General features: G+C 47.4%; 19 protein-coding genes and 2 pseudogenes. 12 read left to right on the top strand and 9 right to left on the bottom strand.

All coding sequences use genetic code 11. The features are described 5' to 3' along the window. The first annotated feature begins 122 nt into the window (after window positions 1-122). Window positions 123-1,709 carry a gliding motility protein GldM gene (gene gldM / locus BGO59_RS00560; protein ID WP_293679068.1) on the top strand — a complete coding sequence of 529 codons (1,587 nt, stop codon included), beginning with the start codon at window positions 123-125 and terminating at the stop codon, window positions 1,707-1,709. 57 nt (window positions 1,710-1,766) lie between these two features. Next, window positions 1,767-2,828: a gliding motility protein GldN gene (gene gldN / locus BGO59_RS00555; RefSeq protein ID WP_293679066.1), complete on the top strand. Its 1,062-nt coding sequence runs from the start codon at window positions 1,767-1,769 to the stop codon at window positions 2,826-2,828. A 112-nt stretch (window positions 2,829-2,940) separates the two neighbouring features. Here the strand turns inward: gldN and uvrC are convergent, their stop codons facing one another. The 3 genes from uvrC to BGO59_RS00540 form a co-directional block, all read right to left on the bottom strand. Then, window positions 2,941-4,749: an excinuclease ABC subunit UvrC gene (gene uvrC / locus BGO59_RS00550; protein ID WP_293679064.1), complete on the bottom strand. Its 1,809-nt coding sequence runs from the start codon at window positions 4,747-4,749 to the stop codon at window positions 2,941-2,943. A 181-nt stretch (window positions 4,750-4,930) separates the two neighbouring features. Further along, on the bottom strand, window positions 4,931-7,288 hold the full coding sequence (locus BGO59_RS00545) for a transglycosylase domain-containing protein (protein WP_293679062.1): 2,358 nt from the start codon (window positions 7,286-7,288) through the stop codon (window positions 4,931-4,933). A 106-nt stretch (window positions 7,289-7,394) separates the two neighbouring features. After that, window positions 7,395-9,647: a tetratricopeptide repeat protein gene (locus BGO59_RS00540; protein WP_293679060.1), complete on the bottom strand. Its 2,253-nt coding sequence runs from the start codon at window positions 9,645-9,647 to the stop codon at window positions 7,395-7,397. Window positions 9,648-9,745: 98 nt separating this feature from the next. Here BGO59_RS00540 and BGO59_RS00535 point away from each other — a divergent pair, with 98 nt between their 5' ends. From BGO59_RS00535 to atpH, 6 genes are all read left to right on the top strand, one after another. Continuing rightward, entirely contained in the window at window positions 9,746-10,042 is a 297-nt protein-coding gene (locus BGO59_RS00535; RefSeq protein ID WP_293679058.1) for an AtpZ/AtpI family protein, read from the top strand. A gap of 3 nt (window positions 10,043-10,045) precedes the next feature. Further along, complete coding sequence (locus tag BGO59_RS00530) at window positions 10,046-10,408, top strand: hypothetical protein (protein ID WP_293679056.1); 363 nt, start codon at window positions 10,046-10,048, stop codon at window positions 10,406-10,408. A gap of 19 nt (window positions 10,409-10,427) precedes the next feature. Next, the gene (gene atpB / locus BGO59_RS00525; protein WP_293679054.1) at window positions 10,428-11,555 is read left to right on the top strand and encodes a F0F1 ATP synthase subunit A; all 1,128 of its coding nucleotides are present in this window, start codon (window positions 10,428-10,430) and stop codon (window positions 11,553-11,555) included. Between the two features lie 41 nt (window positions 11,556-11,596). Further along, window positions 11,597-11,854, top strand: a complete 258-nt coding sequence (atpE, locus tag BGO59_RS00520) for an ATP synthase F0 subunit C (protein ID WP_293679052.1) — start codon at window positions 11,597-11,599, stop codon at window positions 11,852-11,854. Between the two features lie 141 nt (window positions 11,855-11,995). Continuing rightward, entirely contained in the window at window positions 11,996-12,490 is a 495-nt protein-coding gene (gene atpF, locus BGO59_RS00515) for a F0F1 ATP synthase subunit B (RefSeq protein WP_293679050.1), read from the top strand. A 7-nt stretch (window positions 12,491-12,497) separates the two neighbouring features. Beyond that, complete coding sequence (gene atpH, locus BGO59_RS00510) at window positions 12,498-13,037, top strand: ATP synthase F1 subunit delta (RefSeq protein ID WP_293679048.1); 540 nt, start codon at window positions 12,498-12,500, stop codon at window positions 13,035-13,037. Window positions 13,038-13,123: 86 nt separating this feature from the next. On the opposite strand, the gene BGO59_RS00505 is transcribed toward atpH, so the two are convergent. From BGO59_RS00505 to BGO59_RS00495, 3 genes and pseudogenes are all read right to left on the bottom strand, one after another. Then, window positions 13,124-13,453: a Uma2 family endonuclease gene (locus BGO59_RS00505; RefSeq protein ID WP_293679046.1), complete on the bottom strand. Its 330-nt coding sequence runs from the start codon at window positions 13,451-13,453 to the stop codon at window positions 13,124-13,126. 20 nt (window positions 13,454-13,473) lie between these two features. Further along, window positions 13,474-14,388, bottom strand: coding sequence for a serine hydrolase (locus BGO59_RS00500; protein WP_293680241.1), 915 nt, complete (start codon window positions 14,386-14,388; stop codon window positions 13,474-13,476). A 39-nt stretch (window positions 14,389-14,427) separates the two neighbouring features. Then, window positions 14,428-14,823: pseudogene (locus BGO59_RS00495) on the bottom strand (GNAT family N-acetyltransferase); the annotation flags it as partial. A gap of 96 nt (window positions 14,824-14,919) precedes the next feature. Here BGO59_RS00495 and BGO59_RS00490 point away from each other — a divergent pair. After that, complete coding sequence (locus tag BGO59_RS00490; RefSeq protein WP_293679044.1) at window positions 14,920-16,143, top strand: DUF6786 family protein; 1,224 nt, start codon at window positions 14,920-14,922, stop codon at window positions 16,141-16,143. A gap of 5 nt (window positions 16,144-16,148) precedes the next feature. Here BGO59_RS00490 and BGO59_RS00485 read toward each other — a convergent pair whose 3' ends face one another. Then, window positions 16,149-16,799 (bottom strand): oxidoreductase, encoded by a 651-nt coding sequence (locus tag BGO59_RS00485; RefSeq protein ID WP_293679042.1) that lies wholly within the window; start codon window positions 16,797-16,799, stop codon window positions 16,149-16,151. Window positions 16,800-16,871: 72 nt separating this feature from the next. Here BGO59_RS00485 and BGO59_RS00480 point away from each other — a divergent pair, with 72 nt between their 5' ends. Beyond that, on the top strand, window positions 16,872-19,340 hold the full coding sequence (locus BGO59_RS00480) for a TonB-dependent receptor plug domain-containing protein (protein WP_293679040.1): 2,469 nt from the start codon (window positions 16,872-16,874) through the stop codon (window positions 19,338-19,340). A 73-nt stretch (window positions 19,341-19,413) separates the two neighbouring features. Here BGO59_RS00480 and BGO59_RS00475 read toward each other — a convergent pair whose 3' ends face one another. Further along, entirely contained in the window at window positions 19,414-21,081 is a 1,668-nt protein-coding gene (locus tag BGO59_RS00475) for an amidohydrolase (RefSeq protein WP_293679038.1), read from the bottom strand. Between the two features lie 220 nt (window positions 21,082-21,301). On the opposite strand from BGO59_RS00475, the gene BGO59_RS00470 reads away from it, so the two are divergent. Both BGO59_RS00470 and BGO59_RS00465 read left to right on the top strand, forming a co-directional pair. Next, window positions 21,302-22,345, top strand: a complete 1,044-nt coding sequence (locus tag BGO59_RS00470) for an NAD(P)-dependent alcohol dehydrogenase (protein WP_293679036.1) — start codon at window positions 21,302-21,304, stop codon at window positions 22,343-22,345. A gap of 9 nt (window positions 22,346-22,354) precedes the next feature. Beyond that, window positions 22,355-23,281: an AraC family transcriptional regulator gene (locus tag BGO59_RS00465; RefSeq protein WP_293679034.1), complete on the top strand. Its 927-nt coding sequence runs from the start codon at window positions 22,355-22,357 to the stop codon at window positions 23,279-23,281. 109 nt (window positions 23,282-23,390) lie between these two features. On the opposite strand, the pseudogene BGO59_RS00460 reads toward BGO59_RS00465, so the two are convergent. Beyond that, window positions 23,391-24,222: pseudogene (locus BGO59_RS00460) on the bottom strand (gfo/Idh/MocA family oxidoreductase); the annotation flags it as partial.

Genomic DNA, 24,222 nt, shown 5'->3' with positions numbered 1-24,222 from the left:
TAGAGTTGTAAGGTTGTGGAATTGTATTGGCTTTGCTTATAAAAAGCCTTGGTTCTCAGAATACTTTGCAACTCTATAACTGTATACCTACACAACTTCCTTTATTCATACTACCATAGTTTATGGCAGGCACAAAAGAGACACCCCGTCAGAAGATGATCGGGATGATGTATCTGGTTTTGACCGCAATGCTGGCTTTACAGGTCACATCGGCAATTCTGGAAAAATTTGTACTTATAAATAATAGCCTGGAGCAGTCCACCCTAGCTGTTAATAAGGTTAACCAGGCGACCGTCGATAATATTCGGGGAACTGTTGAAAAGTCGGGTAACCGTGCCACTGATCTTGCAATCGTGAAGCAGGCCGAGGATGTTCGGAAGCTTACTTCCGATATGATCGGTGAACTCGATAAGCTGAAAGAGCAGATCGTTGATGCTGGCGGTGGCCGTGATGAGTCGGGAAATATCAAAAACCTGAGCGAAGAAGAGAAAGTAGCTCAACTGATGATTGGGACTACCCGTAATGGTGCTGCCTTCAAACTGAAAAATGACCTGAATACGTATGTCGATAATATCTCGAAATATGCAGGTACCAAATATGCGCCGTTAGCTCTGGATGGTAAAGATGATCCAATCGCCAATCGTTCTCCAGATCAGCGTCGGAAGGATTTTGCCGAATTGAACTTTGCACAAACACCTGTACCAGCGGCTCTAGCCGTATTAAGCCAGAAGCAGGCTGATATCCGTCGGATTGAAGGCGAGGTGCTTGATGTATTGGCTAGTAAGGTTGGTGCTCAGGATGTTAAGTTCGATAAAATTATTGCCATGTTGAGCATGGATTCAAAAGTGGTCGTTGCCGGTACGAAGTTTAAGGGGCAAATGTTCCTGGCTGCGTCGTCGTCGGGTATTCAACCTCGCATGAGCCTGAATGGAGGACCTGTTCGGATGCAGGATGGACAAGGTATTGTTGAATTTACGGCTCAAGGAGGCACTTACGATAAAAATGGTCTTTCTCGTCGGGTATTAACAGGATCTATTGCCTATCAGACGCCCGCTGGTTTAAAGACTGTTCCGCTATCGGCAGAATACTTTGTGGCAAAGCCATCTTATCAGATTGAGACAGGAACCATGCCTCCTTTATACCTGGGCTGTGCCAATAAGTTAAGTATTCAAAGCCCCCAGTTAGGCGCTTTGTGGAATCCCAATTTCTCGGCTGATGGCGCTTCTGTGGTTTCATCGGGTGAAAAGGGTAAAATTACCGTTGTTCCCAACTCCGCTAATGTATCACTGAATATTAGTAATTCAGGTAGTTTGCTGGGTACCGAACATTTCAAAGTGAATAAAGTCCCTCGGCCAACCCTGGAAATTTTCGTAGGCGGCACACGGGCTAATGACCCTAGGGGCGTTCCTGTATCATCGGCACGTAGCGTGCGGATTCAGGCGGTTGCCGATCCAAGTTTTGCCGCTTATTCGCCAGATGATGCTAAATTCCGGACTACAGGTGCTACTGTATCGTTGGTTCGTGGTACACGACGTGTGAAATTTACTCAGGTGGGTGCAGGAGGAGGATCTATTGCTGATCTGGCTGCTGAAGCTCAGCCTGGTGATCGACTCGTCATTCAGATTGACGGTGTACAACGCCAGAATTTCCGAGGTGAAATCAGTGATGTTCCAATGGGTAATCCATTACAGCAAGTTTCGCTTTATTAATGTACTAAACTGGTCATTAAGCCGTTAACATCTTGAATTGACAACAAATAAAGAGCCATGACAGAAGCAAGAACGATACGATACGCCGGTGTGCTGGCTATAGCTGCGCTGGCCCTGGCAGGAGGAGAAGCCCTGGCTCAGGAAAAAGCAAATAATGGTACGAATCCGAATTCGATTCGGCCGATTAATGAGAACGACATTATGATGAAAAAGACCCTTTGGCGTCGGATCGACCTGAAGGAGAAACAGAATCAGTCGATGTTCTCAAAGAATAATGAGATTTCAAAGTATTTGATGGAAGCGGTAAAGGCTGGTTTAATTGATGCCTATACGAACGATTCCTGCACGACAAAGATTTCTCCTGAGAAGTTTCATGAGAATTTGTTGATACCAAATACGGGTGGTGGTCTTTCAGCTGAAGAAAAAGCAGCTGGTTTTACTGAAGATGGTAAGAACGGTGCTAAGGATGACGGCTGGGGAAATCCTGTAAAGAAAGAAGATAAAAAAACGGCAGACGACGGCTGGGGTTCGCCTAAAAAAGCGGCTGCCGCGGCTCAACCTGCTGATGATGGTTGGGGAGCGCCCAAGAAAAAGACGGTAGCTAAAAATGCCAAAGGTAAGAAAGGTAAGCAGGTTGTTGCTCCGCCAGTTGAAGCTCCGAAAAAAGATACCGTGGCTGTTGCGAAAGCTCCTGCATTCTCTGGGGATGAGTATTTCCCCAAAGAGCTTAATATTCTTGAGGTAAAAGAGGACTGGATATTTGACCGGAAACGCTCTCGGTTGTACTACGATATTCAAACGATTACGCTTCTACTGCCCGCTGACAAAAATGAGGCTGGTTTTGAAAAGCCAATCGCTTCATTCAAGTACAAGGATCTTGATAAACTGTTCCGCAGCGATCCGAAGAAATTTATCTGGTATAACCCACAAAACCAGGCCCAACACAAAAATCTGGCTGATGCTTTCGACCTGCGTTTATTCTATGGTCGTATCACAAAAGTGGCTAACCCAGGCGATCAGGACTTAATTGGTATGTATGGTGATCGGGAAGGCCTGATTAAGTCGTACCAAACAGAGTATGAACTGATGGAAACTGAACATGGCCTCTGGGAATACTAAGCATAACGGAAACAAAAAAAGCGGCTGTACAGCCGCTTTTTTTGTTTGTGTAAGGTGGCAGGAAAACCGCCTACTATTTTAAATCCAGAGCGGCTTTCCTGCCGACTTACGTTTATTGCTCAATTGTTTCAAAATATTCTTTCAGTTTTTGAGCACGATCTTTTCCAACAATTTCGGCAACTTCATCAAAATTCGCTTCCCTAATTTTTTTGACTCCTTTAAAATGCTTCAGCAGTTTAGCCGCTGTCTTTTTACCAATACCTTCTACATTTTCTAACTCGCTAATCAGGCTATTCCGGCTGCGCTTATCCCGGTGGTAGGTGATAGCAAATCGGTGGGCTTCGTCGCGGATGCGTTGAATTAGTTTAAGGGATTCAGATTTTTTGTCGATGTAAAGTGGCAGATTGTCTTCGGGAAAATAAATCTCTTCCAGCCGTTTGGCAATACCGATAATGGGTACTTTGCCATATAAATCCATCGCTTTCAGCGCATCGCAGGCGGCACTCAATTGCCCTTTACCACCATCGATGACAATTAAATCAGGCATATCGGTGCCTTCAGTCAGAACACGGCTGTATCGACGTGTGACGACCTCATACATACTGGCAAAATCGTTCGGGCCAACTACAGTTTTTATGGAAAAATGGCGATACTCCCGATTGGCTGGCTTACCACCAATAAAACAGACCATGGCCGACACGGGGTTCGTTCCCTGAATATTCGAGTTATCGAAACATTCGATTCGGTTTGGAATGGTTTTCAACTGTAAATCCTGTTTGAGTCGGATCAGGACCCGATCTTTTTTGCTGGCGTTCGCTGTAGCCTCGGCTGCTACCCGTTCCTGGCGTTCACGTCGGAAATACAGTACGTTTTTCAACGACATGTCCAGCAGTTTTTTCTTGTCGCCAATCTGGGGAACTGTGATTTCCGCTTTTAAATCAACATCCAACGGGATATTGGTAATGATCTCCTTGGCCTGACTTCCGTACTGCTCCCGAAATTCAACGATCATCATAGCCAGCAAATCAGGATCAGCTTCATCGAGTTTTTTCTTGACCTCTACGGTATGTGTCTGTACAATAGTGCCATTAACAACCTTCATAAAATTGATGTAGGCCGACAACTCATCAGAAGCAATCGAAAATACATCAGCATCAGCAATTTTTGGGTTGACAACGGTTGATTTACTCTGGAACCGCTGTAATACATCTATTTTCTCCTTGTATTTCTGAGCCTGCTCAAAGGCTAATTCGCTGGCTGATTCCAGCATGCGACCTTTAAAGTATTCCTGGGCCGGTTTCAGATTTCCTTTCAGGATGTGGTGAATCTGTTCAATGTCCTTTTCGTAATCGGCCTCGTTTTGGCGTCCCTCGCAGGGGCCTTTGCAATTGCCGATATGGTATTCCAGGCAGACTTTGTATTTGCCAGCCGCAATATTTTCAGGAGCCAGATTATAGTTGCAAGTGCGGATTGTAAACAGTTGGCTGAACATATCCAGCACAGTGTACATCGGCTTCAGATTGGCGAAGGGACCATAATATGTTCCCAGCTTTCGATCAATCTGTCGGGTTGTGAGTACACGTGGGAAATGCTCGTTAGTTACACAAACGAATGGGTAGGTTTTATCATCACGCAGCAGAATATTATACTTGGGCTGATAGCGCTTGATAAGCTGATTTTCGAGTAGCAACGCGTCAAATTCGGTGTGAACGATGGTAAACTCGATTTTCCGAATCTGGCTGACCAGGCGCAAAGTTTTGCGGTCATGCCCTTTCGAGTTCGTAAAATAACTACTGACGCGGTTTTTTAAATCTTTAGCCTTTCCTACATAAATAACCTCGCCCGTGGCATCGAAATAACGATATACACCGGGTTCGTGCGGTACTTTTGTTAATTCCTGTTTATAATCAAATTCTGGCATATAAAAGGTTGTGAAAGGTAACTGGCCGTAGTTTAAAACAAAAAAGAACCAGTAAAGGTTGACGTACACAAAATTGTTACACAGAGGTCCACAGAGAAAGCCCAGAGATACACAGAGCTAAACTATATTCTCTGTGTATCTCTGGGCTTTCTCTGTGGACCTCTGTGTAATACTCAATCAATCATTGCAAAATCTCATCTTCATCTTCTGGTACTACTTTAGGCGGAATGTACCGTTGCGATGAATCAATGTGATAGCCTCCACAATCGATTTTAAAGTTATTTGGTTTGCGGAATGGTTCTGGGCGATATTGAGATAAGGTAGGGTCTTTATAGATTTTCTGCATATACATGCCCCAGGCTGGCATAGCTAACCGACCACCCTGGCCTAACGAGATGTCCCGGAAGTGAATAGAACGGTCGTCGCCACCAACCCACAGGCCTGATACCAAATGTTGGGTCATCCCCATAAACCAGCCGTCGGAGTAATTGGATGTCGTTCCGGTTTTGGCCGCAATTTCGTTGCCTCCTTCCAGCAATTTATACTGGGTTCGCAACCGCTGTGCCGTTCCATTAGGTTCTTCAACGGCTCCCCGCATCAGATACAGCATTTCGTATGCACGGTTTGCACTGATTACTTGCTTGGCATCGACCGAGAAATTTTTTAAAACATTGCCATTCTTATCCGTAATCATGGTAAGAATCATGGGCCGTACGCGCATACCGCCATTGGCAAAGGCGCAGTAGGCTGCTACCATTTCGTAAACAGAAACATCTCCCGTCCCCAGGCACAGCGTTGGGTTTTCAGGCAAGTCTTTGCTTTCGATACCCATTTCGTGGGCGTATTTGATGACTTCTTCGGCCCGGGTTTTCTTGATCAACTGTGCACTGACCGTATTGATCGATTGGCCTAACGCTTCCCGTAACGATAAACTCTGATAGCTATAGCGTCCAGTTGAGTTTTTAGGCGTCCAGGCAGGGCCACCGTTATTATCTTCGCCATGTGCAAAGGTTGTTGGCTGGTCAGTCAGGTGGCTACAGGGCGTCACGAATCCCTGGTCCATGGCAGTTAGATAAACGAAAGGCTTAAAGGTTGACCCCGGTTGCCGACGGCCCTGTCGAACGTGGTCGAACTTCATGTATTTAAAATTAATACCGCCCACCCACGCTTTGACATGTCCATTACGCGGGTCCATCGACATGAAACCTGTGTTAAGCAGTCGTTTATAATACCGAATTGAATCCAGGGGGCTCATGGTCGTGTCTTTTTCGTTCCGACCTCCGCCGTATACAAACACTTTCATCTTGATGGGTTTGCGCATTTCCTGCCAAATCGCTTTCTCATCATCGCCGTAAGCTGCCTTAAGCTGCTTAAAACGAATAGTCCGACGCGCTACACCCTCGATGAATTTGGGCATTTCAACGTATTTTTTTGTTTTTTGGTCTTTCTGTACCCAGGGGTTTCGACCGCGCCAGTGTTCATAAAACTTCTTCTGCTGATCGCGCATATTAGCCATAACTGCTTCTTCGGCATAGGTCTGCATCCGAGAATCAATGGTCGTATAAATTTTCAGGCCACTGGTGTACAAATCCAGTTCAGCCCCCGGATTCTCTTCGTTATATTCCCGTATCCATTTCTTTAAATCATCTTTTATGACGGATCGGAAATAAGCAGCCATCCCCGTATTCTGATTTTCGACGCTGAAATCAAGTTTCAGAGGCTTCCGTTTATATGTAAAAAGCTGTTCATCATTGAGAAAACCGTATTTTTTCATTTGCCCCAATACGACGTTACGACGTTCGCGAGTCCGCTCTTCAAACATTCGGGGATTGTAGAGCGTCGGGTTTTTGAGCATGCCAACGAGCATAGCCGCTTCTTCGACGTTTAGGTTCCAGGGCTCTTTACTAAAATACGTTTTGGCCGCTGTTTTGATCCCGTATGTATTGTTGCCAAACGATACCGTATTGAGGTACATCATCATGACCTCCTGTTTGGTATAATTCCGTTCCAGCCGTACAGCCAGAATCCACTCCTTTGTTTTGGCGATGATCAGACCGATAATCGGTATGTTGCCCAGAACGCCCCGTAGCTCCTCCTGACGAGTATCGAACAGGTTTTTAGCTGTTTGCTGGGTCAGCGTACTACCTCCGCCCGAACTTGAAGCATCCCGAAAGGTCAGAAAGCCACCTACAGCCCGGAACAGGGAGCGCGGGTCAATACCAGAGTGTTTAATAAAACGAGCATCTTCAGTAGCAAGCAACGCTGACGTTACGTTAGGCGATACCTGCGAAATCTCGATGGGCGTCCGGTTTTCGACGTAATATTTGCCTAATAGCTTACGGTCGTAGGTATATACTTCGGATGCTTCCTCACTTTTGGGGTTTTCGAGGGCTTTTAAGCTTGGCATTCCTCCGAAAAGCCACAGGAAGTTGTAGCTAACCGCAACTACGTAGAAGATTAGCATAGCTATGCCAATCAAAGTAAACCGCCAGAGATTTCGGATAATTTTCCGGTAAGGACCAGAGGTGAATTCAATCATTAGTGAAATATATGGGTTTACGGTTTAGGGTATTTGGCATGTGATAGGCTGACACGTTAATAGTTACTGCGTGAGCCTATCATACGCCAAATACCCTAAACCGATTTTATTGCCGTTTTGCCGTTACTTTTTCGGCTGCTGTCTGCATTTCTTTGACACGTGGTAGCAACTGACTGGCCGGATAATCGCGAATAAACTCGGCTAGTGCTCGCTTATAGGCTTCCACATTTTGCACTTTGCCAATCAGGATAACCCGTAACAACGCTAGCTTATCTTCCAGTTGAGAACCCGAAAAGCTACTTATCGACGCATCGGCACGGGCCAGAGCTTCGGTTAAATTGTTAGCTTGATAAAGCTCATAAATAGCGGTATATGCTTTCAATGCCTGGGCTTCTGAATCACTGGTTTGGGCAGCAGCGCGGCCGGTCAGTCGGGCGTAAGACGTATTCGGAAACTCTGCCAACAGTTTATCTTTCCAGTTCGAAGTTTTGCCGAGTTGCTCGTTACTAAGGTACAATAAATAATATACTTCCGGTTTCTGAAGTGTGTTTGGATAGCGAGTCAGCAATTGTTCAAATGTAGGAATGGCATCGGCAGGCTGGTTGAATTGAAGCTTATATAGCTTTCCAAGTTTGTATAATGCTGTTTCAATCCGCTGATTGACTGCGAGTTGTGCTTCTTTACTGAACGGTATCTTCGCTATCATGGCCTCTTTTTGGGCTTTTCGGCTAGTTGAAATACCAGTCGTAGCGGCTGTTGCCTGAGCTGCTTCAGATTGTGCTAACGGCGCATTGGGGTTAATGGAGTTAGCAGGCGAAGCACCAACAACGGGGCTATTAGCTCCGGGAAGCGCAATGGACGCTTCTTTATTGCTACGGCGCCAGTTATCTTCAAGTTGCCGGTTACCCCAGCGAACCGAAAACTCCTGTCGCCCCTGGCTTAAAGCAACGGGATTGTATAAAGCCCAGCGTTCAGTAGGCTGTAAATTAGAGTTGGTGGCTCCCGGAACAGCGCTGATGTTCCCATTTGTAGCTTTGTCAATGATTTGCTGGGCTAATGCTGCCTGTGCTTTATCTTCTTTTTCCCGTTGATCGATGGCTTTGTCCAGTACTTTGTCTAATGTTGCCGGATCTAATTGGGCCAGATGCAAGAGGCTGTCATCGGTTTGAATGGTCGTTTTGTACTGGACGAACTCATCTAATGTTTTTTTACGGTTCAGCAAAGCGGTATAGTCGGCCGATTGCTTTGGCATTAACGCCAGGGCGCTGTCGTAATACGCTTTCGCATGGGTGTAATCAGCTTTTTTGTCAAAATACAGCTTACCAATTTCGAGATAGGTGTACGGAACCTGTGCATTCGCAGAACCGGCTGTCTGAATCGACTGACTGTATAACTTGATGGCTTTGTCCGTATTGCCCCGACGAGCTTCGAGTAGCCCCATCGTGAAATAGATTTTATCTTTCAGGTCTTCGTTTTTGCGATCTTTTAATAGCCGGTCAAACGTTTCCGTCGATTGCGCTACTCGTTTTTGATCACCAGTCAGACCGTTGCTTTGAATGGCATATAAATTAGCATAAAACGACTGGTCGTAAGATGGTCTCGACCGGAGTACCTGCCGATATTGCTCAACCGCCTTGGCCGGTTGCCCACTTAAATCGTAAAGCTGACCAGCTATTAAATGAAGCCGTGCTGTAGACTCCCCTTTTTTCAAGACGGGGAAAGTTGCTTCCAGAATACCGGCCGCCGTCAGATATTCACCCTGTCGTTCATGCAAATAGGCTTTAGTCAGGTAAAAATCGCGCGTGTTCGTTTTGTTTAGCGGTTGCTGGCGAAGGTATTCAGCCACATTTAAGGCATTGACATAATCGCTGGCTTCGACATAAGCGCGCATAAGCCCTACAAGTGCCGTATGTTTGTCGTCTTCGTTGGTTCCTTTTGTGTTTACGTACTTAAATACTTCGATAGCATTGGGCAGGTCCTGTTTCAGCAATCGAGCTCGACCAATGAGATTATAGGCATTGTCGAGCCATTTACTGTTCTGGTGCCGTTCGGGAATAAGGGAAGCTTTCTTGATAGCGTCATCCAACTGAGGTTTTACCGGCTGAACGAGCATCGAATCGACAGGCAACAAGATGGGAAGTAATTGGTTATAATTTTCCTGGCGTTTTTTGAACAGAAACTGCTCGGCCTGATCGATTTCGTCGCGGGCGATCACATAGGCATTGTAATGGGCCGTCAAATTATGATACCCTTTAGGTATGGCTTTTGTACTGTATTGCGAACAGGAAACCAGCCCGCCGGTCAGCAAAACAACGACCGTAAGAAATAGGAAGAGACGACTATAAAAGCAGCGGGACATTCGATAATAACACGTGGTTACTCGTATTAAAACGTTACAGGTTGGTTGGGCAATATGGAACGTTAGGCCAAATTAACGAATTTTGTACGGCAAATAGCATGCCTGCCTCGATTCCTATGGAAAACACCCCCGAACAACCCGATCCCAACGCTGCTGGAAAGCCCGTTCGGGAGAATGATCCGTTGAAAAAAGCTACGGACAAAACCACGTCGTTTTTACAGTACAGTGGCCTGGGCCTACAAATGCTCATAACCATTGGGGCAGGTGTATGGCTGGGGTCGTGGCTCGATGAACGACAGGGTAATCATACGCCTATCTGGACATTAATACTAGCGCTGGTTAGTATTGCCGGATCGATTTATCTACTTATTCGGGGACTACCCAAACAATCCTGATTTATGCGCCCCTATTTAGTATTAAGTCTGATACTAGGAATTGGATTCTTCGTAGGTGAACATTATTGGCATCTGCCCTGGATCACTGCCGAGTGGCGTGTGCTGATTGCTTTCTTTTTAAGCGTGTCGGTCATTACAAGCCGTTTGCATGCATTTGGTTATCACCGCACTGACCGAATATTTGCCATGATGCCGTTGATCGCTACTGTGTTGCGGCTCGTGCTAAGCATGTTGTTTTTTGGGCTAATGCTGTATCGTGGCCTACCTGATCGAAACCTGTTCGTCATTACCTTTCTGGTACTTTATTTATGTTACCTCGGCTTTGAAATCATCCTGTCTCGTCGTAACTTGCGACGCAATTCGTGAAAACGTGGTTTTTCCTCATATGTCTGGTTCATTTTTTAAGCGAATATTTTTACTTAGTGCTCTGGTTTTTAGTTCGTTAGTTCCTGCGTTAGCACAAGACGACGAACATCACGAAGGCGAAACGACGGTTGTCGAACATGGCAAATCCGAAGAAGGCTTCAATATGGGTGAGATGATTATGCACCATATTAAAGACGAACATGGTTGGGAATTTGCTCATGGTTTGAAACTGCATTTGCCGGTTATTCTCTACACCGCCGATCGGGGTCTGGAGGTTTTCTCATCGAAGGATTTCGAAGAGGGTAAAGCGCATAATGGCTACCATATCGACCATAAAACGGGTCAGGTTCACCGTATCGATACAGCAGGCAAGGCCGATGAGTCGGTAAAAGTATGGGACTTCTCCATTACCAAGAATGTGGCTTCATTACTGTTAAGTGTAGTATTGCTCGTTGTGATTCTCGGTGCGGTGAAAAGCAGCTTTGCCAAAAATCGGGGTGGCAAACCTACGGGTATCCAACGGTTTATTGAACCGCTGATTCTGTTCATTCGTGATGAGGTGGCCAAGCCAAACCTGGGTCATGGTTACGCTAAGTATCTGCCGTACCTGTTGACGGTCTTCTTCTTTATTCTGGCCAACAATCTGTTGGGTCTGCTACCCGGATCGGCTAACGTCACAGGTAATATTGCTGTAACGATGGTGCTGGCTGTGATTGCCTTTTTTGTCGTGAACCTGAGTGGTAACAAGCATTACTGGATGCACCTTGTTCTTCCATCGGGTGTCCCCTGGTGGTTATTACCCCTGATCATCCCCATCGAAATTATCGGGTTGTTTGTAAAGCCTGTTTCACTGATGATCCGGTTATTTGCCAACATTACAGCCGGGCACGTTATTATCCTGAGTTTGCTGGGGCTGATTTTTGTCGCCAATCAACTAGGTGGAGCTGGTACTGCCTGGGGTCTTAGTCCGGTAGTGATTGTCTTTACCCTCTTCCTGAACCTCATTGAGTTACTGGTAGCGTTTCTGCAAGCGTATATCTTCACCTTGCTGACATCCATGTATATCGGTTCGGCTATTGAAGATAACCACGATATGGATCATGGTATCGGTTATGATGAAGAACACATCATTGAGCCAGTCGCTTAATTCGCAATTTTTGTTTCACAGTTTATAAATAGTTCAAAGTTATGTTATCTGCTATCTTGTTGCAGGCGGCTGCTAGTGGCGCCGGTATTGCTAAAATGGGTGCTGCTATCGGTGCTGGTCTTGCTGCTATCGGTGCTGGCATCGGTATCGGTCAAATCGGTGGTAAAGCTACTGAAGGTATCGCTCGTCAGCCGGAAGCATCTGGTAAAATTCAGGGTGCTATGATCGTGAGTGCGGCTCTGATCGAAGCCGTTGCCCTGTTCGGTGCCGTTATCAGCTTCCTTGTAGCTAACTCGTAAGAGCTACAAACCGCTACACCTGAGCGCGTGGGAGCATTAGGCTTCTGCATCCCGTATAGGTATAGCGTAGTACATTATTCCGGCACACCTTTCGGATTAGCCGTTAAGTGTGCCGGTTTAACTTGAAACAAAAAACAAACCATGGAACTTCTTACTCCTAATATTGGCCTTTTGTTCTGGCAGATTGTTGCCTTTGGGGGCCTGTTTTTCATCCTGCGCTCGTTTGCGTGGAAGCCTATTCTGGCCAGTTTGAAAGAACGTGAAGAAAACATTCAGTCGGCACTTGACCTGGCCGAAAAAACTCGCCGGGAAATGGCAGCCATGAAGGCTGACAATGAAAAGCTGCTGGCACAGGCTCGCTCAGAGCGTGAAGCTATTCTGCGCGGAGCTAAAGAAACGGCCGACAAATTGATTGCTGAGTCGCGTGATAAAGCCGAATCCGAAGGTAAGCGGATTCTGGAGCAGGCTCGCGAAACCATGCAAAATGAACGTCAGGCGTTGGTTATGCAGATGAAGAAAGAGGTTGTTTCTCTATCGCTCGATATTGCAGAAAAAGTACTTCGTAAAGAACTGAGCGACAAATCAGCACAGGAGAAACTGGTAAACGACCTGGTCGCAACCTCAAGCTTAAACTAATTCGATCATGGCCATTGCAACAGTAGCTGCTCGGTATGCCAAATCACTATTGGATTTGGCGCAGGAAAAAGGCCTGACCGAGACTATGTATAAAGACATGCAGTTCTTCAAAAAAACGTTAGACGGTAGCCGTCCGCTTCTGTTAATGCTGAAGAACCCAATTGTTCGGGCTGAAAAGAAAAGCGCTATTCTGAATGCGGTTTTCGCCAGTCATGTTGATTCAGTAACGATGTCGTTTTTCCAGATCATCGCTAAAAAGAATCGGGAACCAATCATGGACGCCATCGCTGAAGAGTTTATCAGCCAATATGATCGGCTCAAAGGTGTTGAGCGTGCCACTGTCGTTACAACCGTACCCCTGACCGATGCGCTGCGGAAGCAGTTCAAGGCAATGGTTACCAAAACAACCGGAAGCCAGTTGGTTGAACTGGACGAGAGAATCGATTCGAAACTGGTTGGTGGTTACGTGCTGCGCGTTGGCGATCAGCAAATCGATGAGTCGATTCGTAGTCAATTGAACGACCTGCGTCTGAAATTTTTGAACTAATCTAACTTGCCCAAAACAGAAAGCCGCTTGTCTGATTCAGATGAGCGGCTTTTATCGTTTATATGAGTGTGAATTGGAAGGGGGCTTTACTCAGAGTCAAGTATAATGCCTTCGTAAATAGTCTTTAATAAAATGCCCATATCATTTTCCAGGTCGACTGGATCGCAGGTGTAAATGATGTCAGGGTAAACGTACCGTTGTCCGGTTTTCAATTTCTGACGTACATTTTCTGCATAGACGTCACAGCCATTCTGTTGGGCAATTGGATATAATAGTCTTGATAGAGATTGTACAATACGATTGTGTCGCTTTGTGGTGCCAGCCATAGCCACCACTTCGCCATCCCAGTATTCATAGCGAATCCCTTCAGAACGTTCAAGCGCAACATATTCGTCGAATGTATAGAGCTTCGGCATGGGTTGTTTTTAAAACCAATTTACCACCATTTTTCGTAACCGTCGGCGGGTTTCCAGGTTGATTTAGGCTCAAAATGATGCCATACAATCGACCCTACAGTACGTAATAGGGCATAGCCTTCATTCGTTCGTTCCCAGCTTTGATCCTGCTGATTCTTCGTCATTACGCAATAGACATAATCGCCGTGGGGCGCGTGAACCAGAACGACTTCAGACCGGGACTGATTGACAGCTCCATTTTTAGTGGCCACTTTTACATCGGGTGGAAGTTGAGATAAGCCATCGCCATCCCAAAACTGACGACCTAAATTTCGGTACATTTCATCGCTGGCATCAGGACTTACAGCTTTACCCTGTCGGATGTAAAGCAGTAAGTTGGCCATATCGCGTGGGGTCGTCTGGCCCCAGCCGTACTGGCCCCGGTTCGCTTCCCGACCGGGTGTTCGGGAGTTTACACGCGTTTGGTGAAAGCCGTTGGTTTCGAGCCAGGTATTGATAGCCGTTCCTCCACCAGCTAATGCCTGACACCAGAGGCTCCCTGTGTTGTCACTGATCGTTTCCATCAGCATAACTACCTTACTGAGCGTAATCCTGGCGCCGTCTTTTAATGACCCCACAATGCCATCATCATAGTGAAGCGAGTCTTTGTAAACCAGTTCCTGGTTGTAGCTAAGCTCACCCTTATGAATTTTGTCGAACAGCCCACATTGAATGGGAATTTTGATCATGCTGGCCGTGGGGAATAGGGTATCGGCATTAATCGAGACACGTTTGCCAGTACGAATATGGTATACGTACACACCTGCATTACCCCGGAAGCCAGCGAGTGCCGACTGGAGCTTTTGTTCCAGACGAGCTTCGTTTTTAGGCGTTGACTGAGCAGAAACGGGTAGAGCAGAGCAACTGAAAAGCAGGAGAACAAGAATAAGTCGCATTAGCATAGGGTAAACTAACTTAATATGAGTATGATGGAAGGCTTCACGTTCGTAGAACCGGATGGTATCGGTACGTTTTTGATTGGTGGTTACTTCCAGGTTGACGAATTCTTCCTGCACACCAATTGCTTTCAACGCGGCTACCAGTTGCTGGCCAATGCCCTGATTCCGAGCGCATGGCTGAACGAAAAGCTCCTGTATTTCACCAACCTTACCACCATGATGAAGCAGCATTTGGACATGGCAACTGACAAACCCAACTACGTTTCCTTGCTGTTCGGCTACTAAGTAATGAATGGCTGGATTGATCAGATTTTGTCGATAAACACCCTGAAAAGAAGGTTGGTCCAGCGTTGTTTCCTCCAGGTCGCAGATAAACTGATAAATAGTTGCTTCGTCGGTTATGTGGGCAGGCCGTATCTGTACAGTATTCACGAAAGTAGATTAGAGTGCCACGGTTATTTATAGAGAGAGTATTTACGAAAAATACTCGATTAAGTTCGTTATTTTCCGTCGGTTCGTCGTTATTGTATGCACAAAATCGCACTTCTGATACTGAGTAGTTTCGTTCTCGCCTGTTCGGGCCGAAAGACAACCAACGACGAATCATCCAATCAAATTGATACGAGTTCGCAAGTGACAACCCCAAATTTGTACGTTAACGACCGCCAATTTTTACGGGACCACCATCCCGACCTTATTGAGTTGCGACTAGGTAAGGCCAGTGCATTGATTTGCCCGGCCTACCAGGGACGGGTCATGACCAGTACGGCCGATGGCGAAACCAGCTACGGCTGGATTAATTATGACCTGATCAAGTCGGGTAAACTGCTGCCTCATATGAATGCGTTCGGGGGCGAAGACCGTTTCTGGTTAGGCCCCGAAGGTGGGCAATTTGCCTTATACTTTAAAAAAGGTGATCCGTTCGACGGTGATCATTGGCAAACCCCGGCCGCCATCGACTCCGAATCGTTTGCTGTTGTTGATTCATCACAAACATCGGCTACGTTCACCCGAACAGTATCACTGACGAACTATTCTGGCACGCGACTCGACATTGGCATTGAACGGACCGTTAAGCTTTTGGATAAAGCCGACATCGAACGATACCTGTCCATTCATAGCGATTCGCTGAAAGTAGTTGGTATTCAGTCTGATAACTCAATCGTCAATAAGGGAAATCAGGCCTGGACGGCACAAGTGGGTATGCCGTCGATCTGGATATTGGGCATGATGAATGCTTCGCCTACGTCTACGATCATTGTGCCCTATCGGGAAGGAGAGGGCCAGCCTGTCAATGATGCGTATTTTGGGAAAGTCCCGGCTGATCGATTAAAAATGGACAAAACGGTTGCTTTTTTTAAGGCCGATGCTGCTTACCGGAGTAAAATCGGAGTTTCGCCCACTCGTGCTACCAATTGGGTCGGGAGTTATGACGCAGCCACGAAAACATTGACGCTCGTGACGTACGACTTCAACCCAGCCGACCATCAGTATGTAAATTCGGCCTGGGAAATACAAAAAGACCCCTTTTCGGGCGATGTGCTGAATGCCTATAACGACGGACCAATGAAGCCCGGCCAGCCACAGATGGGTCATTTTTATGAGTTGGAATCTTCGTCTCCAGCGGCTAGTCTGGCACCCGGAGCCAAACAGCGCCATCGCCATACCACGTTTCACGTACAAGGCCCAGACTCACTACTCAATCAACTAGCCGAACGGCTCCTGCATACAAATCTGAATGGGCTGAAGTAGGAATGCTAAAATTTCTGTAGGTCATCGGATTCGAATACATGCTTTCCGGTCAATCCTTGCTGAGTTGTTTCCAGCATGGCGTTGGCGACTTTCGAGGCATCGATGCCTTTGTATTTTGACGGAATCAAGGGGCCAAACAACCGCATAACCCCTGCGCCAATGCGTTCACCCAATCGGGATTCGGACCGATCGCCTAATAGGAGTGAGGGTCGGAAAATAAGGAGCGTAGGAAAGTTCAGCGCCGTCAGGTCGCGTTCAACTTCTCCTTTGACCCGATTATAAAAGATTGAAGAATCGGCCTTTGCACCCAGAGCCGTAACAATAGCGAACTGGCTGGCTCCACTGGCTAAACTGAGTCGGGCAATATCGAGTGGATACTGATAGTCTACTTTTCGAAACGCGTCTTTCGATCCTGCTTTTTTAATAGTGGTTCCCAGACAGCAAAAAACATCATCGGCCTGGGTCAGTAAGCCATTGGGGTGATCGAAATCGAAAATGACTTCCTGTAAACGCGGGTGTTGCCAGTTTAATGACTTGCGAACCAGTACTTTAACATTTGAGTAAAAAGATGAATCGACCAGGCGGTGGGTAAGAAGATTACCGATCAGGCCGGTGGCACCGATCACTAAAGCTGTTTTGGGGCTGGGCGTAGTCATGGTAGAGAGGGTATTTTACTAAATTAGTGACTTTGATTCGTTAATAAGGTACAACTGCCTGAAATCTATTTTATGTATCCAGCCTTTTCTCGTTCAATCATCCTGTTTGTTGGCTTATCGGCCTTATCGATCTTTGCCTTTCAATGGGCCGACGATGAATTTAGTAAACGATTAATTGAGTTGTTTCGCGCCTATAATCGGGCTCGGCCTACGGAGAAAGTTTATATTCATACTGACCGGGACGCGTACCTGATCGGTGAGACCATCTGGCTGAAGGGGTATCTGGTCAATGGTACCAATCACGAGGCCGATACCGTAAGCCGGGTACTCTACGTTGATTTGGTTGATCCAGTAGCCCGTCAGGTACGGCTCCGAACGCAACTTCGAGCTACCAATGGCTACGCGCCGGGCCAACTTTTCGTGCCCGATTCGATACCCGCCGGGAGCTACCAGCTACGAGGCTATACGGGTTTTATGCGGAATGAACCCGAAGACTATTACTTCTACAAGACACTGACGATACTCCGGACCGATGGCTCCATCGCTACCCAAGCAAAAACTGATGCCGGGAAACTTGATGTGCAGTTTCTACCCGAAGGCGGGCAACTGGTAGAGGGTATCGAGAGCCGGGTTGCCTTCAAAGCCGTTGATAAACAAGGGCGAAGCAGAACCGTTGAAGGTTTTGTACTCGATGCTAAAAAAGATACGGTGATTGGGTTTAACAGTACGCACCTGGGTATGGGCTACTTCACGTTCAAACCCGAAAAGGGTCAAGTATACACAGCCTTTGTCAAACCGCCCGATGGGCAAATGGAATCGTACGCACTCCCGACAGTACACGCACAGGGGGCCGTCATGCAGGTGGATAACCTGAGCAACAAAGACCAGCTCAAAGTGTATATACGCCATAATAAAACCAGTACGGACCCTACCAATGCCCTGACGCTCTTTGCGCAAACACGTGGTCAGATTATCCAGGTTGCCCGGATTCCACTGAGTAAGAAAGGGGCCGTCGTTCAACTGGCAAAAGCGGAGTTTCCTGAAGGTATCGCACAGTTGACGCTATTCGATGAAACGCAGAAGCCCATTTGCGAACGCCTGATTTTTAGCCCTAAAAATGACCAGATTACAGTGGCGATCACGCCCAATAGGAAGTCGTATAAAAACCGGGAAAAAGTTGAACTGACCATCAATACCACTAATGCGCAGGGGCAGCCTGTATCAGCCAATCTGTCAATGGCGGCTGTAGATACCCGATTAGCCCCCGAAGCGGACTCAAATAGTGCCACCATCATGTCACATCTGCTTTTATCATCTGATCTGACGGGTACGATTGAACAACCCGGCTACTATTTCGATCCACGCCATACGGATCGTTGGCAACACCTGGACTTACTATTGATGACGCAGGGTTGGCGACGATTTGCCTGGAACGATGTGCTGTCGGGTACGATTCCTCCTATGAAATACTCTGCCGAAGGTGGGCTATCCCTGACTGGTCAAGTGCTTCGCCCAAATCAGAAAGACGTTAGTGGGCCCGTCAATCTGACATTTATGCTGATACGACGGGACAGCACTCGTGATTTCCTGGTTGGTGAAACCGATGGGACAGGGCGTTATGGGGCCTATAATCTCGATTTTACAGACACCACAACCGTTATGATTCAGGGCATAAAAGGGAAGGCGAACCGTTCGGTGTCTATTACGCTCGATCAACTGTTGACGCCTAAAGTAACCCTGACCAGAGTGCCCTATAATCCACTGGAGTTTCGGCAGGACCAGCTGGCGGAATTTATCCGGCGAACAAAAGAATACCAGCAAATTGAAGAGCAGATTCGCCGAAATGGAGAAGTACTCTTGCAGGCTGTAACGGTTAAAGCCAGGAAAGAGAAAGAGTTCGATTCGCGGGTTATTTACGGTACGCCCGATGCCAGCGTCAAATTCGACCAAATGAATACGTCGGGGCGAATGACTATTCTGGATGTAATTCAGGGCCGGGTTGCGGGTGTAAATGTGATAGGCTCTGGCTTTAATGCCCGTGTACAGATTCGGGGAGCAGCTAATTTCAACGGTCCGGTCGATCCGCTCTTCGTATTGGATGGTATGCCGATGGATTTGCAGGCTATCATGGGGATTTCGGTGCAGGACGTCGACCGGGTCGATATTCTGAAAGGCGCATCGGCGGCTATTTATGGTTCACGGGCTTCGGGCGGTGTCATCTCGATTCTGACTAAGCGAGGAGCGCCGAATTATGATTATACGAAAGATGTAACGCCCGGAACATTAATCGCCAAATTGCCTGGGTACGCGCCTGTTCGGGAGTTTTACGCTCCTCGATACGATGTCCAGAAGCCAGAGCATGTCCGACCCGACTACCGAACAACTTTATATTGGGCACCGATGATTCAAACTGATGCACAAGGCAAGGCGACGCTCTCATTTTTTACCTCCGATGCGAAAACAACCGTCCGTCTACGGGTAGAAGGCGCAACTGTCGATGGCAAACCGGGTGTAGGACGAGGGAGTATAGTGGTAGAGTAAACTATCGTCAATTTTTTGTACTTCCGACAAAGCTGATCGCTCCGCTTCGTCGGAAGTATAGAAAACGATTCACCTATTTTCCTGTATTTTTCTTTTCCAATTCTGCCCGTTGATCGTCGCGGAGGGTTGGATATTTGATGCCGAGTTGCTCCAGATAGGTTTTATACTTTGACGGATCGTAGTAGAATTTCTCCAGCTTTGGCTTGAATTCGGCCATAATTTTCTTGTTCAGGTAAATGGCCGGAATCTCCTTCGACGAAATCAGGGGTTCGTATTTAGTCTCTTTCGTTTGTTCGTCGGTGTAGTAGGTTTTCGCCTGCTGAATGAGTTCGGGTTTTAGGAGCATATCCAGCAGGGTCATCGCTTCTACTTTAGCACCAGCCACTACACCCTTGTGTGCAATCGGCGTTGCCATCGAAATAGCGTTTGACCAGTGGTGGCCGGGTAAACCCGGAATATTGGATGGATAGACCAGCACAACCGTAGGGACCGACCATGAAATGTCAGAAATATCGTCGGAACCGCCGGTTAGGGGCACCATATTTTGCCCTCCCATCATTACGGTTGGCGCACTGGCAATGGGTGTACCTAGTGTATCGAGCTTCGTATCGAGACCCGCCAGATTAGGCGATTGTAGTTCTTTTTGGGTTGCTTTCGCCAGCATCTGATCTTCGGGCGACCAGGTCGGTAATCCAATCCGCTTGATATTCTGGTACATATCGACAGCGATGGGCTTGTTGAAATGGCCCGGCCAGGCCGAACCCAGAATTTCGTAGGTGAACTTAGTGTCGGTCATCAACGCAGCGCCTTCAGCCATTTTGATGCCTTTATCGAACAGGGCTTTGATTTTGGGGTAGGAGCGTTCGCGGAAGTAATACCAGACCGATGCTTTAGAGGGAACTACATTGGGTTGGTCGCCACCATCCGAAACTACGTAGTGCGAGCGTTGGGTTAGCTCGAGGTGTTCGCGACGGAAGTTCCAGCCGATGTTCATCAATTCAACGGCATCGAGGGCACTTCGACCACGCCAGGGGGCACCTGCTGCATGAGCCGCCTGGCCTTCAAACGAGAACTTGACCGAGACCATGCCATTGTAGCCAATGTCGCCCCAGGCTACGCTCAGGTTGTCGCCTACGTGGGTAAAAATACAGGCATCGACATCCTTGAAGTAGCCATCGCGAACGTAAAACGCCTTGGCTCCCAGCAACTCTTCGGCAACCCCTGGCCAGAGCATAAGTGTGCCCGACAGCTTATTCTTTTCCATCAACTGCTTCACCGTCAGTGCGGCCACAATGTTCAGGGCTTGGCCGGAGTTATGACCTTCACCATGGCCGGGAGCCCCTTCCACAATGGGGTCTTTATAGGCAACGCCGGGTTTCTGGCTGGCTTTGGGAATGCAGTCGACATCGGAGCCAATGGCAATAACAGGTTTGCCTGAGCCCCAGGTAGCAATCCAGGCCGTGGGCATACCCGCGATTCCTTTCTGAATGGTAAACCCTTCTTTTTCGAGGATTCCGGTCAGATACGTTAACGATTCTTCTTCCTGAAAACCCAGTTCAGCAAAGCTGAACAGCATGTCGTTGATTTGCTGGGCCTGGTCTTTACGCTGCTCAACAGCCTTTATGGCTTCCTGTTTAAGCGACTCCAGCTTGCTATCGGCCGCTTTTTGGCCTTTTCCCTGCGCCCACAGCAGGCCTGGTATCAGAAAAAAGGTTAGAAGTGTTTTTGTGAAGAAGTTCATGTGAGTTAAGAAAGTATATTTTGATGATTGGTTGTATTGCCTATAAATATATGGTAGAATTGGATTTTTGCATAATTAAGGTCTAAGTCCTTCTAGTCGCCATCTTTGATTTTCATATAATTTGCTTTGACATGGCTATAAAGTAGCTGATAAGTATCGGTCAACTTTGTAAGGTGAATAAAATGAATTGTTTATACGAACTTCATCCCCTTACAAACCTATGATAGCGACAAAAGGATACGCTGCTCAAACGAAAGATACGAATCTGGCCCCCTGGAATTTTGAACGCCGGGAGGTTGGCCCTCATGATGTTCAATTTGATATTGACTTCTGTGGCGTTTGCCATTCTGACCTCCACCAGATCAAAGACGAGTGGGGTGGGGGAATTTTTCCAATGGTGCCAGGCCACGAGATTGTTGGGCGCGTAGTGGCTGTTGGGAGTCACGTAACAAAGTTTAAGGTTGGCGATTTGGCAGGTACGGGCTGTCTGGTCGATTCGTGCCGGGTGTGTGACAATTGCCAGCATGGTCTGGAACAATACTGTACCAACGGCCATTCGCAAACGTACAATGGACTGGAGCAGGATAAGAAAACACCAACCTATGGCGGGTATTCCAACACCATTGTGGTTCACGAAGATTTTGTTCTGCGTATTCCCGAAAAGCTGGATTTAGCAGCTACAGCCCCCCTGTTGTGCGCAGGTATCACAACTTATTCGCCCCTACGCCATTGGAAAGTCGGAAAAGGGCATAAACTGGCCGTTCTGGGGCTGGGTGGTTTAGGGCATATGGGCGTAAAGTTTGGTGTGGCCTTTGGAGCTGAGGTGACTGTTCTTAGTACATCACCTAAGAAAGAGGCTGATGCCCGGAAACTTGGTGCCCATAAATTTGTTGTAACCAGCGACCCTGCTCAACTGGAGTCAGTAACGGGTTATTTTGATTTTATTCTGGACACGGTATCGGCCGAACACGATTACAACCAGTACCTGAACCTACTTAAAACCGATGGTGTACATATCTGCGTAGGTGCACCGCCAACACCATCGGCCATCAGTGCCTTCAGTTTGATTCCCGGTCGAAAAAGTCTGGTTGGATCAATGATCGGAGGACTACCCGAAACGCAGGAAATGCTGGACTTTTGTGCCGAACATGATATTGTATCCGATATTGAATTGATCGACATGAAGGATATCTATACGGCGTATGACCGGATGCTTAAAGGCGATATTCAGTATCGGTTCGTTATCGACATGGCAACCTTATAACGCAAACGCATGATTGGATCAACGGCAGCTAGCAAGCAAATTACCCTCCTGGCAGACCTTCCAACCGTAACACCGGTTGAACGGCATTATTACGCCAACTGGAACATCCGGGCCGCAGAAGACAGTGTCTGTAGTAATTACCTGTCGCCCAATCGACGGGATTTCTACAAGGTCATGTTCGTTACCGGTGGTTCCGGCGTATTTAGTATGGGTATGCACAGCTACTACGTTGATGAGTCGTGTATTGTGTTTATGCATCCTAATGAGATTATCTCCTGGCGAAACTTATCTGACGGGTGGACAAAACACTATTGTCTGTTCAAGAAGCGCTATGTCGATCTGCATCCACTGTTGAGATCGGTCATGGATAAATACCGACTATTCTCCGATCCGAACAGGAGTGTTATTCGTCTGAAACCAGGGGCCGCTTCTACCGTCAACAATCTGTTTCGAAAACTGCAGGAAGAGTCGGTAACAGGTGGGAATCTGGCTGAAGATGCCATGCAGGCCTATCTGCAACTGATCATGATCGAGAGCATGAAGGAAGCTAATTTTCCCGAGCCGGATGCGGTTTCGGACGACTATCGGCACGTACATGACTTCTTTCATCTGCTCGAAACCGAAACGGCCAGTATCAATTATAATAAGCCATTGCGGATACGGACGGCTAAAGAGTTTGCCGAACTGCTTCAACTGCATCCGAATCACCTGAATGCACTGCTAAAAAAGCATACAGGCCAGCCGATTAGTACGCACATCAAAAATCGCCTGCTGGACGAAAGTAAAGCGCTGTTACTACAAACCGACTGGACATTGCAGGATATTGGGTATTGTATTGGTTTTGCCGATCAGCCTAACTTCAGTCAGTTCTTCAAGAAAAATATCGGTATGACTCCCAACGAGTTTCGGCGTAATTATACAAGCGTACCTGGTTAGCCGACGGTACGCTTCTGGTCGTAGCAGGCTTAAACAGACAAAAAAGAAACGGCCTTCGGCTTTCCAATAGTCAGGAAGCCGAAGGCCATTGTCTGATAATTAATTTCGATTAAGCCGCCCCGTTGATTTTCATGTTGATCGGGTCCCAGCTAACAATTTTCTTTTGGTAATAGCTCATGTTGCCACACTGGGTCGGTCCGCAGGCGCGTAAGCCAAAGGTGGCATCTTCTACATTCGGAGCACCCGTTCGGATCGAGTTGAAGAAATTGACAAAGTGCTCGTAGCGGTCGCCCTTATACTCTTTCGGGAACGAGTATTTAAACTCCTTCGGGCCAATCAGTTCGGGCTTTTGCGGATACAGTTTGTTGTATTCAGCGATGTACAGCTCTTTCTGGTCTTTCGGGAAATTGTCAATCGACATGCCCGGTTCTTTCGGGAATTTGTTCCGGTGAACCGTCAGACTATCAAAACCCAGCGACAGGTCGCCTTCGGTACCTACCAGTCGAACCAGGTAATTACCACCGCCACCATCTTCGAAATTCGAGCGGGTCGTCAGGTTAAATTCGGGGTGTTCGGCTGTTTTGGGGTAATCGTAAATACTCAGTTGAATATCCGGCACGTCGCGGCCATCTTTCCAGTAGCGTGTACCACCCGTAGAGTATACCCGCGTAGGGCCTTTGGAGCCGGTGATGCAGTGGAGCGAGGTTAGCAGGTGGACGTACAAATCACCGGCAATACCCGTCCCGTAATCGATATAATTCCGCCACCGGAAAAAGCGGAGTGGGTCCCAGGGGCGTTTGGGCGCACTACCCAGATAGGTATCCCAGTCGACCGTTTGGGGAGACGCATCGGGCGGAATCGAATATTGCCACGCTCCCTGTGCGCTGTGGCGGTCGTAAATGGCTTCAACAAACACCAGTTCACCAATGTCGCCCGCTTTT

This window comes from Spirosoma sp. 48-14 (assembly GCF_001898575.1).
Classification (GTDB): Bacteria; Bacteroidota; Bacteroidia; order Cytophagales; family Spirosomataceae; genus Spirosoma.
This window is presented reverse-complemented; position numbering and strand designations above follow the sequence as displayed.

Coding starts and splice junctions, on each gene's coding strand:
- gldM (WP_293679068.1), top strand. CDS start 123: ATGGCAGGCACAAAAGAGACACCCCGTCAGAAGATGATCGGGATGATG.
- gldN (WP_293679066.1), top strand. CDS start 1,767: ATGACAGAAGCAAGAACGATACGATACGCCGGTGTGCTGGCTATAGCT.
- uvrC (WP_293679064.1), bottom strand. CDS start 4,749: ATGCCAGAATTTGATTATAAACAGGAATTAACAAAAGTACCGCACGAA.
- BGO59_RS00545 (WP_293679062.1), bottom strand. CDS start 7,288: ATGATTGAATTCACCTCTGGTCCTTACCGGAAAATTATCCGAAATCTC.
- BGO59_RS00540 (WP_293679060.1), bottom strand. CDS start 9,647: ATGTCCCGCTGCTTTTATAGTCGTCTCTTCCTATTTCTTACGGTCGTT.
- BGO59_RS00535 (WP_293679058.1), top strand. CDS start 9,746: ATGCCTGCCTCGATTCCTATGGAAAACACCCCCGAACAACCCGATCCC.
- BGO59_RS00530 (WP_293679056.1), top strand. CDS start 10,046: ATGCGCCCCTATTTAGTATTAAGTCTGATACTAGGAATTGGATTCTTC.
- atpB (WP_293679054.1), top strand. CDS start 10,428: ATGTCTGGTTCATTTTTTAAGCGAATATTTTTACTTAGTGCTCTGGTT.
- atpE (WP_293679052.1), top strand. CDS start 11,597: ATGTTATCTGCTATCTTGTTGCAGGCGGCTGCTAGTGGCGCCGGTATT.
- atpF (WP_293679050.1), top strand. CDS start 11,996: ATGGAACTTCTTACTCCTAATATTGGCCTTTTGTTCTGGCAGATTGTT.
- atpH (WP_293679048.1), top strand. CDS start 12,498: ATGGCCATTGCAACAGTAGCTGCTCGGTATGCCAAATCACTATTGGAT.
- BGO59_RS00505 (WP_293679046.1), bottom strand. CDS start 13,453: ATGCCGAAGCTCTATACATTCGACGAATATGTTGCGCTTGAACGTTCT.
- BGO59_RS00500 (WP_293680241.1), bottom strand. CDS start 14,388: ATGCGACTTATTCTTGTTCTCCTGCTTTTCAGTTGCTCTGCTCTACCC.
- BGO59_RS00490 (WP_293679044.1), top strand. CDS start 14,920: ATGCACAAAATCGCACTTCTGATACTGAGTAGTTTCGTTCTCGCCTGT.
- BGO59_RS00485 (WP_293679042.1), bottom strand. CDS start 16,799: ATGACTACGCCCAGCCCCAAAACAGCTTTAGTGATCGGTGCCACCGGC.
- BGO59_RS00480 (WP_293679040.1), top strand. CDS start 16,872: ATGTATCCAGCCTTTTCTCGTTCAATCATCCTGTTTGTTGGCTTATCG.
- BGO59_RS00475 (WP_293679038.1), bottom strand. CDS start 21,081: ATGAACTTCTTCACAAAAACACTTCTAACCTTTTTTCTGATACCAGGC.
- BGO59_RS00470 (WP_293679036.1), top strand. CDS start 21,302: ATGATAGCGACAAAAGGATACGCTGCTCAAACGAAAGATACGAATCTG.
- BGO59_RS00465 (WP_293679034.1), top strand. CDS start 22,355: ATGATTGGATCAACGGCAGCTAGCAAGCAAATTACCCTCCTGGCAGAC.